This window comes from Planotetraspora mira (genome assembly GCF_016863275.1).
GTDB lineage: Bacteria > Actinomycetota > Actinomycetes > Streptosporangiales > Streptosporangiaceae > Planotetraspora > Planotetraspora mira.
Genome location: NZ_BOOO01000004.1, coordinates 303,594 through 320,203 on the forward strand (window position 1 = coordinate 303,594; position 16,610 = coordinate 320,203).

General features: G+C 64.9%; 19 protein-coding genes. 12 read left to right on the forward strand and 7 right to left on the reverse strand.

Annotation, left to right across the window (positions count from 1 at the left end):
- Positions 1-129: 129 nt before the first annotated feature.
- From Pmi06nite_RS04915 to Pmi06nite_RS04925, 3 genes are all read left to right on the forward strand, one after another.
- A complete protein-coding gene (locus Pmi06nite_RS04915; protein ID WP_203951609.1) occupies positions 130-702 on the forward strand; it encodes a TIGR03086 family metal-binding protein in 573 nt (190 codons plus the stop codon).
- A gap of 80 nt (positions 703-782) precedes the next feature.
- Entirely contained in the window at positions 783-1,328 is a 546-nt protein-coding gene (locus Pmi06nite_RS04920; protein ID WP_203951610.1) for a MarR family winged helix-turn-helix transcriptional regulator, read from the forward strand.
- Entirely contained in the window at positions 1,325-1,693 is a 369-nt protein-coding gene (locus Pmi06nite_RS04925) for a hypothetical protein (RefSeq protein ID WP_203951611.1), read from the forward strand. The genes Pmi06nite_RS04920 and Pmi06nite_RS04925 overlap by 4 nt, the downstream gene beginning before the upstream one ends.
- Here Pmi06nite_RS04925 and Pmi06nite_RS04930 read toward each other — a convergent pair.
- Both Pmi06nite_RS04930 and Pmi06nite_RS04940 read right to left on the reverse strand, forming a co-directional pair.
- Positions 1,681-2,037 carry a hypothetical protein gene (locus tag Pmi06nite_RS04930; protein ID WP_203951612.1) on the reverse strand — a complete coding sequence of 119 codons (357 nt, stop codon included), beginning with the start codon at positions 2,035-2,037 and terminating at the stop codon, positions 1,681-1,683. The two genes, Pmi06nite_RS04925 and Pmi06nite_RS04930, sit on opposite strands and share 13 nt — an antisense overlap.
- 600 nt (positions 2,038-2,637) lie before the next feature.
- Entirely contained in the window at positions 2,638-3,594 is a 957-nt protein-coding gene (locus tag Pmi06nite_RS04940; RefSeq protein ID WP_203951613.1) for an oxidoreductase, read from the reverse strand.
- Positions 3,595-3,772: 178 nt separating this feature from the next.
- Here Pmi06nite_RS04940 and Pmi06nite_RS04945 point away from each other — a divergent pair, with 178 nt between their 5' ends.
- The 4 genes from Pmi06nite_RS04945 (at position 3,773) to Pmi06nite_RS04960 (ending at position 6,055) form a co-directional block, all read left to right on the forward strand.
- Positions 3,773-4,189 carry a MerR family transcriptional regulator gene (locus Pmi06nite_RS04945; RefSeq protein ID WP_203951614.1) on the forward strand — a complete coding sequence of 139 codons (417 nt, stop codon included), beginning with the start codon at positions 3,773-3,775 and terminating at the stop codon, positions 4,187-4,189.
- A gap of 111 nt (positions 4,190-4,300) precedes the next feature.
- Positions 4,301-4,915: a S1 RNA-binding domain-containing protein gene (locus tag Pmi06nite_RS04950; RefSeq protein ID WP_239113702.1), complete on the forward strand. Its 615-nt coding sequence runs from the start codon at positions 4,301-4,303 to the stop codon at positions 4,913-4,915.
- A gap of 313 nt (positions 4,916-5,228) precedes the next feature.
- Positions 5,229-5,657 carry a helix-turn-helix domain-containing protein gene (locus tag Pmi06nite_RS04955; protein WP_203951615.1) on the forward strand — a complete coding sequence of 143 codons (429 nt, stop codon included), beginning with the start codon at positions 5,229-5,231 and terminating at the stop codon, positions 5,655-5,657.
- Positions 5,658-5,680: 23 nt separating this feature from the next.
- The gene (locus tag Pmi06nite_RS04960; RefSeq protein WP_203951616.1) at positions 5,681-6,055 is read left to right on the forward strand and encodes an MmyB family transcriptional regulator; all 375 of its coding nucleotides are present in this window, start codon (positions 5,681-5,683) and stop codon (positions 6,053-6,055) included.
- Positions 6,056-6,153: 98 nt separating this feature from the next.
- Here the strand turns inward: Pmi06nite_RS04960 and Pmi06nite_RS04965 are convergent, their stop codons facing one another.
- Positions 6,154-7,035, reverse strand: a complete 882-nt coding sequence (locus Pmi06nite_RS04965; protein ID WP_203951617.1) for a TIGR03619 family F420-dependent LLM class oxidoreductase — start codon at positions 7,033-7,035, stop codon at positions 6,154-6,156.
- A gap of 220 nt (positions 7,036-7,255) precedes the next feature.
- On the opposite strand from Pmi06nite_RS04965, the gene Pmi06nite_RS04970 reads away from it, so the two are divergent.
- Entirely contained in the window at positions 7,256-7,648 is a 393-nt protein-coding gene (locus Pmi06nite_RS04970; RefSeq protein WP_203951618.1) for a MerR family transcriptional regulator, read from the forward strand.
- A 138-nt stretch (positions 7,649-7,786) separates the two neighbouring features.
- Here the strand turns inward: Pmi06nite_RS04970 and Pmi06nite_RS04975 are convergent, their stop codons facing one another.
- The gene (locus Pmi06nite_RS04975; RefSeq protein ID WP_203951619.1) at positions 7,787-8,353 is read right to left on the reverse strand and encodes a flavoprotein; all 567 of its coding nucleotides are present in this window, start codon (positions 8,351-8,353) and stop codon (positions 7,787-7,789) included.
- A 285-nt stretch (positions 8,354-8,638) separates the two neighbouring features.
- Between Pmi06nite_RS04975 and Pmi06nite_RS04980 the strand changes: the two genes are divergently transcribed.
- The gene (locus Pmi06nite_RS04980; RefSeq protein ID WP_203951620.1) at positions 8,639-9,301 is read left to right on the forward strand and encodes a tetratricopeptide repeat protein; all 663 of its coding nucleotides are present in this window, start codon (positions 8,639-8,641) and stop codon (positions 9,299-9,301) included.
- 207 nt (positions 9,302-9,508) lie between these two features.
- Here the strand turns inward: Pmi06nite_RS04980 and Pmi06nite_RS04985 are convergent, their stop codons facing one another.
- Positions 9,509-10,795, reverse strand: a complete 1,287-nt coding sequence (locus Pmi06nite_RS04985; RefSeq protein WP_203951621.1) for an MFS transporter — start codon at positions 10,793-10,795, stop codon at positions 9,509-9,511.
- Positions 10,796-10,895: 100 nt separating this feature from the next.
- Here Pmi06nite_RS04985 and Pmi06nite_RS04990 point away from each other — a divergent pair, with 100 nt between their 5' ends.
- Positions 10,896-11,981 (forward strand): DUF5937 family protein, encoded by a 1,086-nt coding sequence (locus Pmi06nite_RS04990; RefSeq protein ID WP_239113660.1) that lies wholly within the window; start codon positions 10,896-10,898, stop codon positions 11,979-11,981.
- A 202-nt stretch (positions 11,982-12,183) separates the two neighbouring features.
- Positions 12,184-12,708, forward strand: coding sequence for a hypothetical protein (locus tag Pmi06nite_RS04995; RefSeq protein ID WP_203951622.1), 525 nt, complete (start codon positions 12,184-12,186; stop codon positions 12,706-12,708).
- Between the two features lie 1,138 nt (positions 12,709-13,846).
- On the opposite strand, the gene Pmi06nite_RS05000 is transcribed toward Pmi06nite_RS04995, so the two are convergent.
- Positions 13,847-14,398 carry a GNAT family N-acetyltransferase gene (locus Pmi06nite_RS05000; RefSeq protein WP_203951623.1) on the reverse strand — a complete coding sequence of 184 codons (552 nt, stop codon included), beginning with the start codon at positions 14,396-14,398 and terminating at the stop codon, positions 13,847-13,849.
- A gap of 434 nt (positions 14,399-14,832) precedes the next feature.
- Here Pmi06nite_RS05000 and Pmi06nite_RS05005 point away from each other — a divergent pair, with 434 nt between their 5' ends.
- Positions 14,833-15,375 (forward strand): GNAT family N-acetyltransferase, encoded by a 543-nt coding sequence (locus Pmi06nite_RS05005; RefSeq protein ID WP_203951624.1) that lies wholly within the window; start codon positions 14,833-14,835, stop codon positions 15,373-15,375.
- Positions 15,376-15,860: 485 nt separating this feature from the next.
- Here the strand turns inward: Pmi06nite_RS05005 and Pmi06nite_RS05010 are convergent, their stop codons facing one another.
- Complete coding sequence (locus tag Pmi06nite_RS05010) at positions 15,861-16,205, reverse strand: DUF6247 family protein (RefSeq protein WP_203951625.1); 345 nt, start codon at positions 16,203-16,205, stop codon at positions 15,861-15,863.
- Positions 16,206-16,610: the final 405 nt, after the last annotated feature.

Consider the following 16,610-nt stretch of genomic DNA (forward strand, 5'->3'; position numbering starts at 1 on the left):
ACACAGCGCGGGATCGACGCCCTGCCCGTCTCCGCGGAGGACCACGACACGGTCGGCCGGGACCCTGCTCCACACGACGCTTCCGGACACGGTCCCGGCCGGCTGCTCAACGTGGTGGAAACTGTGACGATGAATCCGTCTGGAGGCCTGCCGACCATCGGCGCCCTCGATATCGCGCTGGACAGCTCGGCCGGTCTCGTCAGACGGATCACCGCCTCACAGCTACACCTGATCACACCGAATCCGGGCTGGACGGTGCGCGACGTCATCGGCCATTCGATCGGAGTCACGCTCAAGTTCGCCGCGTTCGCCGCCGGAGCGACAGATCAGCCCAGGACTCCGAAGGGCGATCTTGTCGGAGCGGACCACCATCGGGCGTTCGAGAAGGCGGTCCAGGCAGCCAAGGTCTCCTGGGCCGGCGCCGACCTGTCCCGTACCTGTTTCCTGCCCTTCGGTGAGTTCTCGGCCGATCTCGCGGCCGGAATCAACCTCTTCGATCTGCTCGCGCACGGCTGGGACCTCGAAGCCGCAGTGGGAGCGGAGTACTCCTGTCCGGACGAGGTCTGGGCCGTTGGCCTCAAGACGGCCCGCCAGGTCATCGGGAAGGACCGCGATCCGCGCCACTACGCCCCCGAACTGGCCACAGGCGCTGACCCCACCATCCGCTCCCAGTTCCTGAGATTCCTCGGACGTCAGGGCTGACCTCTGTACGGCTCTGCCTGAGGCCCGGTGGACTCGCCGCTTCCCATTTATGGAAGGACGTATTAAAGTACGACTTCATCATGAAGGACGTACATAATGTCTCCGCCGACGCGGACGGCCGTCTCTTCGACCCTCAGGCAAGAGCCGCGTTGGTCCAGTTCATCGGCGGCGACGACACCCTTGCCATGGAGGCTGCCGCGGCCGTCCGCACCGCTTCCCACGCGATCGAGCGCATGCGCGCCCAGGGCTCCGAAAATCGCGGGCTCAGCTCGGGGACGCTGGACGTTCTCCTGCGCCTGAGCGCCTCGGCTGACGGGATGACCATCGGCGACCTGGCCAAATCGGCGGGGGTGAGCTCCCGCAACGTCACCGGGCTGGTCGACACCCTTGAACGCGACGGCCTGGTGCAGCGGGCTCCCGCCCCCCACGACCGGCGCTCCGTCCTGGCCAGGATCACGCCGGCCGGGCAGGAGTGGATCGAGAACTGGCGGCGGCCGACCCAGCTCGCCATGGGAGCGATCTTCCGCGACTTCACCCCCGACGACCTGGCGCAACTGCGCCACCTGTGCCTGCGTCTTGCCGACAACCATCACAAGCTCACCCAGTATCTGAACGGAGCCCGATGACCACCGCACAGACCGTCCGCGGCTACCACGACGCCAGATTCCGAGGTGACGTGGCCGCAGCGGCCGCACACCTCGCGGAGCCCTTCAGCTTTCGCAGCCCGTTCATCACCTCCACCGACCCGGCCGGCCATCTGGCCGGGCTGCCGGGATTCGTCCAGGTGGTCACAGGCGTCGACATGATCAGCGAGTTGTACGGCGAGGCCGAGGCCACCCTCGTCTACGACGTCCACACAGCCACGCCGGCCGGCACCCAGCGCACCGCCGAGCACTTCCACCTCGACGAGAACGGCAAGATCAACAACATCATGCTGATCTTCGACACTGCGCCGTGGCAGTCGATGGCGGCATTGATTCAGGGCGAGTGACCGAACGGCCCGCGGCCCTCTGAGGCCGCGTGCCGGCCCCGTCCCTTGCGATGCGGGACAGCGGACCCTTCTCTGCCTTCCCCCGCATTCTGTGCGTCTGGCGGTGGAGCCTTCTTCTTCCTGATTTTCCGTACCAGCCAGGTGACAGCGGCAACCGCTCCGATCAATGCAACCAGACCGATGATCGCCAGAAGCCTGATGCTGGCGTTGTCGCCCGTCACAAGCGCTCTGGTCAGCCATGGCAGATGGAACAGCGCGGATACCGCGATGACGAAACCCGCTCCGATGACTGCGAGGACACCCCAGACAACGAACTCCCCGACGAACTCCACCATGAAATCCATGAGGTGTCGGCCTAAGCGCCGCATTGCCGGCCTTTCGTGGACTGACGCAATCATGGCGGCTCCGCGAGTTCCCCGCGAGCATTCGCCGGGCGGGACTTACGTGACGACGGTTCCCTCCGCCTGGACCCCACCCAGGGCGGCGGTCGCGTGAACGATCTCCGCTGCGCCGCCCGTACAGGCACGACTGACAGACGACCTCGCCGACGACGCCCGTTCGGCTTACAACAGCCGGCTCGATGAGCTGATCGCCGCGGGCGTTCCCGTCGGCGCCTGCATCAATGCGGCGAAGGAAGCCAACACGGACGAGGAACTGCTGAACTGTGGGTTCAATCTGGACGTGGCCCGAGATGCCTTCCTGCGCTTTGCGCTGGAAGGCGCCACCGTCATTACCTTCTGACCTGCAGGGAGGTGACGTCCCCTCGGGTGGTGTAACTCCAGGCTGGTGACGCAAGCCCCGGACATGGGGGCGAGCCATCGTGTGACGGTCAGCGAGTTCCCGACCAAAGGTTCTCGCGGAGGACACCACACGATGGCTCTGGATCAGTCTGCCCTGCTTCTCCCGCACGCAGTGCACATCGTCCTCGTCTGCGGGCGGCGTGGTCAGACTTCGGGGGTGTGCCAGCGGATGCCGGTCAGCTGCTGCGAGCGCTCCCACAGGCGACGGCCGAGTTCTGGATCTTGGGCTGCCGCCGACAGTTGCACGGGTTTGGGATGTCCAGATCGTCCGCCCCGACCGTCAGGTCCGATGTAGGAGCCGCCGGCGAGATCGGGCTCGGTTGCCGCGAAAAGCTGGGGCAGAGCTCCCATCTCCGGACTCTGCGCGAAGAGCTTGCCGGAAACGCGCATGACGATTCCCGTGATCCCGGTGCCTTTGCTCTGCATCGGCGTGTTGCTGTAGCCCGGGTGCGCGAGAATGCTGGTGATCGGCGACGATGACGACCGCTCGCGCCGGGCCAACTCCACGCCGAAGACGGCGTTGGCCAGTTTCGATGCCGAGTAGGCGGCGAGAGGCGTGTACTTCCGCATCCACGCGACATCGTCCAGATCAAGTTCGCCCTTCTCATGCATGTACGAGGTCACGGTGACCACCCGCGGCGCCGGCGACCGGCGCAGCGCCGGTTCCAGCAACGCCGTGAGCGCGAAGTGGCCAAGGTGATTCGCAGCGAGATGGCGCTCTGCGCCCTGCGCGGTCACGGAGTGCTCGACCATGGAGATGCCCGCGTTGTTGACCAGCACGTCGACGGACTCCTCCTCGCCGATTTCCTCCGCCGCCCGGCGGATCGAGTCCAAATCCAGCAGATCGACCTGACGCACCTCTACCTCAACCCCGGGATACGCCCTACGCAGCGAGGACGCCACCACTTCTCCCCGCGCCGCGTCACGAACAGCGAGCAGCACCCGACCGCCGTGCGCCGCGAGTTCGCGCGCCGTCACCAGGCCGAGACCGCTGGTCGCGCCCGTCACGACGAAGGTACGGCCCTTCTGATCGGCCATTCGGTCCGCGGTCCATCCACCACTGCCCGGCTTGCTTGGGTTTGTTATGGAACCCGTCGTCATCTCTTGATCTCACATTCTTGTTGACGCGGTCTTGATCAACCCGCTTCGGCAGGTCTGGGAATGCGGAAAAGCTAAACCTTTCCATTAATGTGAAGGTCAAGCGGCCGACGGCGAGGTCGCCTACCGGTGCGACGGCGAGGCGCACCGCCTGAACGGACGCCTAGTTGAGGAGAGCGCTGTGAAGATCGGAGACCTGGCCGCTAAGACGGGTGTGGCGCCGCGACTGCTTCGTTACTACGAAGAGGTCGGCATCCTGCACCCGTTCCGGAGCAGCAATGGGTACCGCACCTACGGCGAGCCCGCTATCGACCGTGTATTGCAGATTCGCGAACTTCTCGAATCCGGCTTCACGACGGAGATGATCCGTGAGGTCCTGCCCTGTCTCGAGGCCGCGAAGGAGGAAACAGAGGCCCCGGCGTGCCCGGCGGTAAAAGATCTGGACGGACTGCGACGTCAACTCAGCAGCATCGAACGACGCATCGACGTGCTACAACGCAACCGGCACGCGATCGAGACATATCTGCGCGCCTGGGAGGACGCCATGGCCGCTACACCTACAGCCGCCGATGGAGTCCCGGTCCCGGTTTCGGAGTGACAGGGGCGACATGCCGAGCGCCGGGACTGTAAGACGACACGGCGAGCGCGGTCATGTCCCGTCCCGGGACATGCTTGACAGATCATTCCCGTCGTAACCACCTTGGGCAGGGTGGACGAAATGAGTAGAGCGGAGGAAGAGCGGGGCGACTGGGGCGAGGTGCGGCCGGCCTTCGTCTCGACCGAGAATCCAGAACTCTGGGCGTTCCTCGAGTCGCTGCGCCCTGGTGAGATCCGTTCCGGCGTGGTGGCCGCGATCGAGTCCTTCGGGGTGTTCGTCGCTTTGGACGACGCTCCCGACCACCCCGTCTTCCCCGGTGTGGGCTTCATTTCGATTCCCGAGCTGTCTTGGCGGCGCTTCGACGCGCCGTCCGACGTTGTCCAGGTCGGACAGCGGGTCATATGCACGGTGTTGCAGTTCGACACCTGGAACGGAGAGGCCCGGCTGTCCCTTCGAGCGACACAACCGGACCCGTACCGGGAGATCTTCCTCAATCTTCACGTGGGTCAAGTACTGCAGGGAACGGTCTCCAAGATCGTCCCCTTCGGCGCCTTCATCCGCGTAGACGCCGGTATCGAGGGCCTGGTCCATCTTCGCGAGCTCGACTGGGGGTCCATCGAAGCCCCGGAGGAAGTCGTCCAACTCGGTGACCAAGTCACCGTTGTCGTTACCGAAATCGACGGACGCCGGCTTTCCCTGTCGCGAAAGCGAGCAGTTACCTCCTAGGCGAGCGCACTGTCTCAGATGCTCATGCAAGGTGCCGACACGATGGACGACCTCTTCTCCCGATAGCCGCCCATAGCTCGCCGAGAAGGCCTGGTCCAGCTGCGGGCACAGATGGTCCATCAGCTCCGACCAGACACCGCTCGGATCGTCCCCGAACCGGTCGACCTGCTAGTACTCGCATCTCCCCAGGTCAAGGCGTGTGTTCGGGCGAGCCTCCCGTCGGCCGCGCCGTAAAGAACGAACGTCTTTGCGCCCGCTCACGAGCTCCCTCGTTTTGCATGGCTTTGACCTGACGCTTCGTACTCTGTCCGGTATGCGGAGCCCCCTTGCCGAGTTCCTTCGTGCTCGGCGTCAGGTCGTTTCCCCCGATGAGGTGGGTTTGCCAAGCGGTCACGACCGTCGGCGTACGCCGGGCTTGCGCCGCGATGAGGTGGCCTTGCTGGCGGGGGTCAGTGTCGACTACTACACGAGGCTGGAGCAGGGCAGAGAACGCCGTCCGTCGGATCAGGTGCTCGACGCCCTGGCACGCGTGTTCCACCTCGACGCCGAAGCCTCCGAGCATCTTCACCAGCTCGCCCGTGCCCGGGCGCGCAGGTATGAAGTCGATGGCCAGGACGAACAGGTCAAGTCGCATGTGCTGCTGCTCCTGGACAGCTGGAGCCACGGGCCGGCGGCCGTGCTGAACCGTCGAACGGACGTGCTGGCCCAAAACGCGCTGTCTCTCCCCTCATCGAAGGGTTAGACCACACGGACAACATTCTGCGGATGCTTTTTCTCAACCCGGTCGCCAAGAGGTTCTGGCAGGACTGGGAACAGGAGGCCCGTGCCATGGTGGCCCACCTACGTGCCGCCGTGGGGGCAGACCACGAAGATCCGTCCCTACTCGAGTTGGTCGAGGAACTCTCGGAGGAAAGCGAAGACTTTCAACAGATGTGGGCTCGCCACGACGTACGCTCCAGGCGCCACGACGTCGTTTACGTTCGCCACCCTCTTGTCGGTGACCTGACCCTCTGGCAAGCGTCGTTCTCCGTCGACAGCACGCCCGGCCAGATCCTTGTCACCAACCGGGCGGAGCCAGGCAGCCCCTCCGAAGAGGCCCTGGCCAAGTTGGGCGCCATGAAGAGGCCCTGTCTGCACTAGTCACAGGCGGCGATAGGTGCTGAAGTCCGTCACCTCAACCAGGTCCGCCAGGTCGACGTGGGCCGTCACCTCCGCGCCTACGGGGACACCGCGATCGGTCATGAGACCGCGGCCCGTTCGCGGATCTCCACCGCCGTCTCAAGCATCTGCCGCGTGCTGGTGAACCAGTCCTGCAGATTCAGATCCACGATGAGCTCGTCGGCGCCGGCCTCTGCGGCCGAGTGGATGTCGTCCATGATCTGGTCGAGAGTGCCGACGAACGGCGATCGGTCAGGTCCTGCCGGACGGTCGGTGAAGGTGACGTTTCCCACCACGACCATCTCCATCCGGCTTGTGTCCCGGCCATACTCAGAAGCCATTTCCCGAATACGGTCCCAGCGTGCGCGCAGTTCTGCGGCTCCAGCCGGCCCGGGCGTGGTGAGGAACGGCAGCCAGCCGTCTGCGCGTTTGGCAATGCGCTCGACGGCCTTGGCGCTGCCACCGCCGCCCAGCATCACGGGGATTTTCGAAACAGGCTTGGGCAGGACCGAGGCGTTGTCGATGACTACGCGAGGACTCCGGAAGGTCACCGGGTCCGGCCCCCACACGGCATCGAAGACGTCCAGCGTCTCGTCGAGGAAGCGGCCGCGATCCGCTCGGGTGGCGCCAGTGGCCTGGAGTTCGTCGGTGGACCAGCCGGTGCCAATACCTGCGATCATGCGGCCGCCGCTGATCTGATCGATCGTGGCCAGCGTCTTCGCCAGCTGGATGGGTGTGTGGAGTGCAGCGATCAGAACGGAAGTACCGAGGCGCACCTGTTCGGTTGCCACCGCCGCTGCCGTGAGGACTGCCAGGGGGTCGGCGGCCTGCCGCTGGGTTTCCGGCCACGGCACGTTCGGCGGGGCATATGGTTCGGCGGGCGTCTCCGGGAAGAGCAGCCGTTCGTACGTCCACAAACTGGCGTATCCGGCCGCTTCAGCCGTTCTAGCTGCTTCGACCAAGTCGTGTTGTAGGTCTACTCCCAATCTCTGGGGCAGACGAAGTCCGAGTCTCATTTGAGACCTCCGATGTAGTCGTGAATGTCGTGCCGCCGCAGGAACTGAGCCGAGCCCCACCTACCCCCGCTTTCCCGGCAGAGGGCAGATTTCGGCTGTTCTCGGCCCACCCAGCGAGTCTTAAACACTCACATTGATGTGAAGGTCAAGGCGTAGGCTTGAGCACATGAGGATCGGAGAGCTCGCGGAGCGTACCGGCGTATCCCGCCGGCTACTGCGCTACTACGAGGAGCAGGGGCTGATCACATCCAGCCGCGCTCTCAATGGTTACCGTGAGTACAAAGAGTCACACGTGGACGTCGTGCTGCAGATCAAGGGACTGCTCGATGCCGGGCTGCCGACCCGAATCATTCAGCAACTCCTGCCGTGCCTGGACAAGCCGCAGACCATCTACGTCCCCAATGTGACACCCGAAATGATCGTCACACTGCAATGCGAACAAGCTCGGCTGTCCGAACGCATCGAGTCCCTGACCCGCAACAGAGACGCAATCGCCGACTACCTCGACACGGTTCTCAGCGTCAAGTCAGCGAACGCCAAGAGCAGGGCCACGTCATGATTTGACGAGCGTCTCGCGGTCGGTCACCCGGCATCGTAGATGCGCGTAGCGCGCAGCAAGTGGGCGCAAGCCAATCGCGGGCTCTGGACTCAACCTCGGGACTGCATCGCGACTCTCGGAGGTTTCGCCACCGTCGCGTCAGGCGTGACGGCGATTATCGCGCTGATGAAGTAGAGCATCGAGATCATCCAACGATCGCCGCCATGGATATGTATCGATGCGGTCGGCCCCGGTGCTGGGGGCGTGTGGCTCGAACTCGCCAGGGCCAAGGAGGATTCGAACGCCTTCAGCACGGAGCAGTTCGACAGCCTGCCGGAATGGTGCACGAGTAGCTAGAGCGCTGTTGACGAAGGGCAACACCACCACGGGAATGCCGAGTCCTGGTGCTTCAGCGAGGAGCCCGAGAGCGTAGGTATCGGCGATGCCTTGGGCGAACTTGTTGATGGTGTTGTACGTCGCGGGGGCGACGATGATGGCGTCCGCCCGTGGGGGCTTGGGTTCGTCTGGCTTGCGGTACTGGCTCCGGACGGGGCGGCCGGCCTGCTTTTCCAGCGCGGGGACGTCGATGAAGTCGAGCGCGGGCGGGGTGGCGACGATCTGGACGGTCCATCCCTCATCTTGGGCCATGGTGACGAGGCGGCCGACGTCGCCGGCAGGTCCGGCAGCGCACACGATCACATAGAGAACCTTGCCGGGCTGGGTCACGCGGTCACTCCTAGAGATTCGGCGTACTCGTGTGCCTCGCGCCTGACGCTGATGGGTGCTGTGGTGAGAATCTCGCGGACAAGCCGACGGGTTGCTGGGCGTCTGGTGATCTCCTCAGGGGCGGCTTACGGAAGAGTCCGAACACCCCGGGGATCATACTGATCGACCCAACACCCTCCAAACGTCCTGAACAAATCGGCCTTCGACGGCCAGAATGACGATCCTGGGCCGGAGTACTCTATTGCTGATCTAGCACGTAATGGCGACGCCAGGGCGGGGGCGGCGATGAACGCCGAAGACCGGATCGAACGGGCCAAGACGCTCTATGAACGGGCAGTGTTCAGCGGCGACGCCAGCGTGCTGACCAACGCCGAACGGGGCCTGGACGCGGTGGAGGCCGATGCCGCGTTGGCCCGTGGGCGGATCCTGCATGCGCGGTTTCTCAACGAGCGCGCCAGCGCCGGCTCGTCACCCGTCGAGGACCCGGCTGAACTGCCGTTGTTTGAGCGCGCGATCGAGCTGTACCGGGCGCTGGGCGACGCGCGCGGCGAGGCCGAGGCGTTGTTCTGGATCGGCTGCCTCCATCAGGTCATCCGGCGTGACAACGAGACTGCGGTTCCGGAACTGGAGCAGTCCTGCCAGCTGGCGGCGCAGGTCGGCGACAAGCAGACCCAGTCCGAGGCCCTGCGGCACTTGGGCATCGCGGCACACATGGCCGGTCGGCTGGATGAAGCGCGCGAGCGGCTGGAGGAGTCGTCGCGGCTGCGCCGGGAGGTCGGGGCCCTGCCGGGCGTGGCCGCCAACATGGTCGGGCTGGCCTACATCGCCGCCGCCCAGGACCGCCGGGCGGACGCGCTCGCGACACTCGACGAGGCGCACGCAATCGCACAGGCGCATGGCGCCCATGCCATCGTGCGGCAAGTCGAGCAGGCGAGAACGGAGATCTAGTTAGCCGCCCCTGGGGTCACCACACACCGGGCGCCTTCAGGTACCACGTCACGTGGATGGACGGCTTCGTCTGGATCTGGACCGGCTCCTGACTCTCGTCCTCGAACCACAGGGTGAGCCCTTCGGCGCTTGCGTCAGTGGGGAGGAGGCCGCAGGATCGGGCACTCCATCAAGGGCCGTACGCGCGGGGAGAGGCGATTGCCGAGCTCACGAGCCTGGTCGCGCCCGGCGACACCAGCCGCTGAACCGCGTTCCTTGCTCCTTCTCGGCGGCAGCGGCCGTTCCGTGGCGCATCATGCTCGAACCATTCTCAGCGACAACGGCGGAGGCGGAGAGAAGAGTCACGGCGGCGAGGCTGCCCCAGAGGGCAGCCGGGCCCTGCGGTGCGAGAGTGGTGATGACCGCCGGGGAGACCGCGAGGCCGAAACCCGTGGAGAGCTGGAAGCGGGCGAGAGCGCCTCCCAGGGCAGGGGCCGGGGCGAGTGCGGTGACGAGCGCGGTGGCGCTGCCTGCATAGATGATCTCGCCGAGGGTGCAGACCACGGACACCGCGGCGATGGCCGGGGCACCCCAGCCGTGTCCCAGTGAGGTGGCGGCGAGGAAGCCGAGGTAGGACGCGGTGAGCACCAAGCCGGCGAATGCCAGCACGGACCGGCGGGGGAAACGTGACGTCAGGAGGGTGACCGGAACCTGCAGGGTGACCACCAGCACCGTGTTGGCCACAAAGATGGCCGCCGACCACACCGGGGAGGCGTGCATCTGCGTCACCAGGACCAGAGGGAGGGCGACTTCGGGGACGTTGAGGCAGAAGACGTAGATCACGTTGGCGGCCAGCAGCGCACGCATCCGGGGTGTCGGCTCGTCGTCCCTGTCCTCGGCAGCGGCAGCGGCCGGACGCGCGTGCACGTGGACCGACCACGCCAAGGCCGCCGCCGCGAGGTAGGCGAGCCCGGTCACGCCTGCCAACGTTCTCAATGCGGTGGTTCCGCCCGCCAGGCAGGCGGTGGCGACGAGTGCACCAGCACCCAGGGCGGCGTTGCGCAGGGCGCGGCCCCCTGCGAGGGCGGCGTCGCGTTCCCGGCCGTGGGCGACCGTGGCCACGAGGGCGGCGTGGGCGGCCGGCCATGCCTGGTTGCCGATGCCGAGGAAGAGCGCCGCTGTCGCGAACAGCCAGACGTTCCCCGTCGGCGTTGCCAGCAGCAGCGCCACGCCCAGTACCCGCACCAGCATCGATGCCGCCACAACCGTGCTGCGTGCGCCCTGGTCCAGCCATCGGCCCACCACAGGCATGCACACCAGGCCCGCGACGACGCCGGCCGTCATGGCGGTGCCAGTGACCGGCGTGGACAGCCTCAGCACCGTTACTCCGTAGAGCAGCAGAAAGGGCCGCAGCAGACCGGTGCCGAGCGCGTCCACGGCCAGGGCGACGGCGTAGCGGGGGCCTCCGGAGGCATAGAGGAGGGCGCGGGGCTGGATTCTGGTGGTGGTTGCCATGGCGCCTACGGTTGTGCCGGGCCGCCGGATGCGGCACGTCGGTTGACGGACATCGTCAACCGACGCCGCCGCCAGCCGTCCGACCAGCAATGATGGGGGGATGACGCTGCGCATCGACATCACCGGGCTGCCGGCCGAGCGGCTGCGGTTCGCCGCCTCCCCGCTGGCCGAGTTGACCGCGATGTTGCACGTCCTGGCCGAACCCGGGCATCACCCGCGGCTGGCCGGCTGGGCCGGGGAAGTCTGGTCCGGGCTGCGGCCGGAGCTGGCCGAGCGGTTGCGGGAGGCGGAGTTCCTCTGGCGTTCCTCACGAGCCGATTTCCTGGTCCCCGCCCGACCTCGGCAGACCCTCGCCGAGGAGTTGGACGATGTGGACCGGATCGACGACGAGACCTATGTGGCCGCCGCGCTCACCACCACGTGCGGCAGCAATCGGGTCCACTTCGCCGCGCCGTCGCCGCTCTCTGACGCAACCGCGCGCGAGCGGGCCCTGGACCTGGCCCAGGCCCGCGGCGCACTCCAAGAAGCATTCGCGGAGCGGCTGCTCGCGGACCCGGCCGCGGTGCGGGCGCGTGTGCGCCACACCCTCGAACAGTGCGCAGAGGCGTTCTTCGACGCCGCCTGGGCGCGCGTCTCCGTGCGACTGGCCACCGACCTGCGTCTCAAGAACGACCTGCTGAAACGCCAGGGCATCGGGGCCGCACTCTCCTCGGTCTCCGGCGCCGTAACCTTGGCATCGGACGGCGACTGCATCATCGTGGACAAGCTGCAGGACAACGCAACCGCCGCACACGGCACCGGGGTCACCTTCATCCCCAGCGACTTCGGCCGCCCGCATCTGGTGGTGATCCACGCGCCTGGATGGCAGCCGGTGGTGCAGTATCCCGTGGCCGAGCCGAGTCCGTCAGAGCCGGTACCGCTGGAAACGGTCACCCTCCGGCTGGAGGCACTCGCACATCCGGTACGAATGCGGCTGCTGCGCACCCTGGCCCGCGGCCCGCACACCACCGGCGAACTGGCCCACGCCTGGGAGCTCTCTCCCCCGGAGGTCTCCCGCCACCTCGCCGTCCTGCGCCGCGCGGGCCTCCTCACAACCCGGCGGCGCGGGCGCTACGTCCACTACACCCTCAATCTGCCCGAGATGACGACGCTGGGCACAGACCTGCTGGCGGCCGTCCTGCGCTAAGCAGCTGCGGTATGCCACAACACGGGGCGACTGCCGCTTTCGCAGCATCGTCCGACTCAGCTCCGCACGCTTACCTGGTCAGGGTGAGTTACCCCTGGTTTCCACCGCTGATGGACTCGTACGAGCGGCTCGGTTCAGACAGCATTGACCAGCGTTAAGGTCTGTTCTCTTCGACGAGGCACCCAAGTAGCGAAGGCACGACATGGATGTCGATCACATCATCGAGCAACTCGACACCGTCGTACGCGCTCTCCTTGCGGACTTCGAGAGCAAGTACGGGTACCCGCCAGGCACTAATGCGACGGTGCTGAGCGATGGAGACGAAGAGCTCCGTGTCTTGTCGCAGCAGCTAGGAGCTCCCCTCCCATCTGACATATCAGCCTTCTTTAGCGCCATCGCCGAAGTGAGTCTTCCGGACTTGTGGAACGGCTACTTCATCGAGCTGCACAGCTCCCAGGACCCGAGGTTCATCCGCCATGGCGCCACAATTCAGGAAGTGATGATCGTCGCTTCGAACGGTGGCGGCGTGCTCTACGCGGCTCCCTTGCCTGATGGTCGGCCGATCCTGGCGCTACCGAACAGTGCAATCCAGAACGGCATCTACGATGCCGACGTCACAGGCTTCGGACCAGTAGCCGCCAATCTCGACGAGTTCATGCGAACGTTGATCGCCGCAGCACTCGCTGAGGATTCCATAGATCCATTCGACCCGTACCAGCAGAACTAATTCGCCAAGTCCACAAAGCAGAGCGGACTGACCTCCACGGCCAACGATTACCACGAAGCAACCTCACGACGACGCCACTGCGGTGTACTGCATAGCCTGATATCTGGTTCACGCGTATTTCTTTTATGAGTGAAGCAGAGACAGTAATGTTCGACCTCCAACTCCCCGATCGAAGATGAAGGAGGCGCCGAAATGCCTGGTTCGCCCGAAATTTGCGAACGTCGCGATAGGGCGTTAGGGGAAGCCGAACATGGGCTACGAGAGGCCTACGGAGACATAATCAGAGAAGTCTTTTCGTATGGCGCATTAGAGATTGATCCTCGCCATTTGGTCGTGTGGATACTGCTCGACATCTCGCCAGACGAGCTTCCTAGCTGGTTCTTTCCGGACAGGGTCCCGCTGGACGACGAAGAAGGACTAGTAGCTCAAGTGCGTGAAATGCGCAGTCTTGTAATCGCTTGCTTCCAAGAGGCGCAGTGGCCGAACCCGGAGAACCTGAGAGTGGGCTTCGAATCACGCGAGAGGGTTATAAGTGGCGGCGGGGGCTGGGTCTATTTCCATTAGATTATTGGATGGATATATAAAAACCGGGCTTGACGAAACTCTTTGGTATCGGCCGAATCGATGCCTTACGAGAGCATGGAACCCTGATTGAAACATTCGAGTCGCGGACTCGACATCCGAGATCATTCGGATAGACGACGAATAAGAGCGCCTGCATTTGTCACATATTTCCGCTGATCCATTCCCAACTCGCCTGATCGCCACAGTAGTGATATTCACACCGTCATCAGTACGATCGTCAGCGCTCTCGAGTCAAGCTTCCAGGACGAGTTCGACAGGCCAATCCCTGAACCGGAAGGAGACTGCCAACGTCCCTACCGCACGCAACAGATTCGCGTCAGCCCCTGGGCTCCGAGAGGGCGGTTCAAGGCACGCTGATCCCGTCTGCCTCGATTCACCGCAATAGGACGGCAGCGGTTCAGCCTGCTCAGAGGGCCATCGGATTAGAAGTGGATCACCGTTTCTGGGCCTGGGGACGCGCTGACCTGCGGGTGATCGCTCGGTCCCTCTCGGCTGGAGCAAGGTCATTCCGGGCATGTTCCGGATCTTGTTCCTGTATGACGACCAGGGGTGATCAGGTCTGCCTCAGCCGCTTAGGATCCGCGCGCTTGCGGTACAGCACGCACCGGCGCAGCGGACCGTCGTCCACCTCGGGGTCGTCGAAGTCCTCAGTCGGGTCCGTGGTCATGCCGATCCGGCGCATCACGGCCTGCGAGCGCACGTTCGTCCTTGTGGTTACCGCCAAGATCTCGGTCAACCCGAGCTTGTCAAAGCCGTATTGCAACACCGCGAGCGCCGCCTCCGTGGCGTACCCGTGCCCCCAAGCCGACCGGGACAGTCGCCAGCCAACCTCCACGCCGGTGAACGGCATTCCCTCATCCACCACGTCGAGGCCAGTGAACCCGATGAACTCCCCCGTGTCGCGAACCTCCACAGCCCAGAAGCTGAAGCCGTTCCGGTCTAGGTCTTCCTGGAAACTGCGCATCGAGGCCGCGGCCTGCTCCGAAGTAAGAAGCGGCCCGAGGTGCTCTCGGACCTCCGGGTCGGCGTTCATGGCCGCCCACGGCGACAGGTCGGAGTCTCGCCAGTCCCGCAGGGTGAGTCGCTCGGTGTTGATTTCTACCATCCGGCAAAATTATGCAACCCGTCCGAGTTCGGCAAAGCAATATCCGAGCCCTCTACGCAACTTCGCCAATCCACCCTTACCGCTGAACGGTAGGGAGTGTGCGGAGAAGCCCGGCCAGAGGCCCCGCTCCTGATTCGATCTCCGAGCGTAAGCCGACCGACCTTGCTCGGCCCGCGTTCCTGCCGCTCCACGATCGGACCACCCTCCTGAGCGGTGATGGACGCCGGTGGCTATGAGCGGCCATGTGCCCGCGTTGCAGTACTCGGTGCAGTACTGCACAGCCAGGGGCGCATGCCCGCACGTCCTCCCTGTTGATCTTCCCGTCGCAACCACCTATGGCCCCGACTTGTGCGCAGGCGATCATCCCGGAGCCGGAGGCCCCCGCCGGAGGCGGTCTTTCTTGTCCTGTCGGAGGCGTATGCCAGGCTGCGGCCATGATGCACGAGGAGACTCCTGAGTTCCTGCAGATCACCAGCCCACTTGAGATGTCGTCCGACTTGCGACGGGAGATGATCGAGTGCTGGGTCACGGTGACCAACGCCGGGGGCGCGGCCGGTTTTCCCTTCCCACCTGTCAACTTCGATCAGGTGGCGGTGGTCGCTGATCAGATCATTGCCGGCCTCGCTCCACAACGCAGTCGATTCCTCCTGGCCTGCGTCGATGGGACGCTCGCTGGGTGGCTGAACGTGCGCAGCGACGCCAACCCGTTGATCGCTCACTGGGGCACGGTCCATCACGTCCAGACACATACCGGCTTCCGCGGCAGGGGCATCGGGGCCGCGCTGATGCACCGTCTGCGCCGCCTTGCGCGCGAAGAGATGGCGCTCGAACAGCTCCATCTCGCCGCCCGGGGTGGAGTAGGGCTCGAAGACTTCTATGGGCGGCTGGGCTGGAAAGAGATCGGCCGGTGGCCTGGTGCGCTCCGGCTCGCGCCCGGTGACGATCGCGACGAGATCCTGATGGTGCTTGAGCTCTGACTACGTTTGGCGGTGGCGCGGGGGGCTGGCGTCGGCGAGTTCGCTTGGTACGGCGGCGCGCCGCGCCGCCGCTTGATCTTTAATAAGCACAATTCGGCAGACTGAACGTTGTCCTAGCTGTCTGTCCCGGGACATGCCTGACGTATGTGGCTGGCGTGCGTCAGCGTCGCCAGTGGCACCCAGTACATGCCATCGACGCGCCAGTGACCAAGCACGACCGCAGTACCAGGATCAAGCTAGATCCACTGCACACGGACGATGTACACCTGGCGTTGAGACTCCAGCACCAGATAGGTCATGAGCCCACGTTCTCCGAACGGCATGACCCGCATGTTGCCATCGGGCTTACTCGGCGCTTACGGTCCGCCGGCCCACGGCTCCAACTCAATCAAGTCCAGCACTCCGACCAGATACCGCAAGGCATCCTCGGGAAGGGCCGCGATCTGGTCTTGGGCGACAGGATCGGGCTCGACGATCGAGTACACCTACCGCTCGACCCCGCGATCAGCCAGTAGTTGACGCCACGTCTTGTCGCCTCGCGGGATCGGCCGACCGGCATCGCTCGGTTCCTGGACACGAGCAGCCCGCTCGTAAAGATCTCTGCGACCCTGCTGATCCTTGATCGAATCGCACGCGACAAGCCACCAGGTATGGATGAACTCGTTCAGCCGACCAAGGTCCAAACTGGCGCGAACCTCAGCCAAGACGACGTTCAACCCTGCGTCGAACCCATCTCGGTCCTGCGGCACGACCAACGCTCTACGGATGGCGCGCAGGTTCTTCTCCGGTAGGGAGCCTTCGGGGGTGAACTCGTGTGGTTGCGCGCTCATGCCGTCACTGTATGTACAGGTCCTCAGCGCGGCCCAGCCAATCAGAGGACTTGAGCAGGCGATTCGGCCTGCCGACAAACGCGCGCGTCTCCCCAGGTGATCGCGCCCTCGCCGCCTCCACCGCGTTGATCTGTCAGCACAGGACACCGAGGCCAACCGCACGATTCGCCAATGCGGTGAACGGCAAGATCACAAAGTGGTCGCGCCCAAGGCGAGTGGTGTCCAAGCGAGATCATCCGCGCCCGCTAATGGCACGCTAATGACACGCGCCCCGTTTTCCAGGTGGGCGGTACTGGGTTCGAACCAGTGACCCCTCGCTTGTAAGTCAAGCCTAGAGGCATCTGGCACCGGGTCTTCACCCATCTCCAGTCCGGGGCTGATGCGCGGGGGTGCGATCACGTGGGA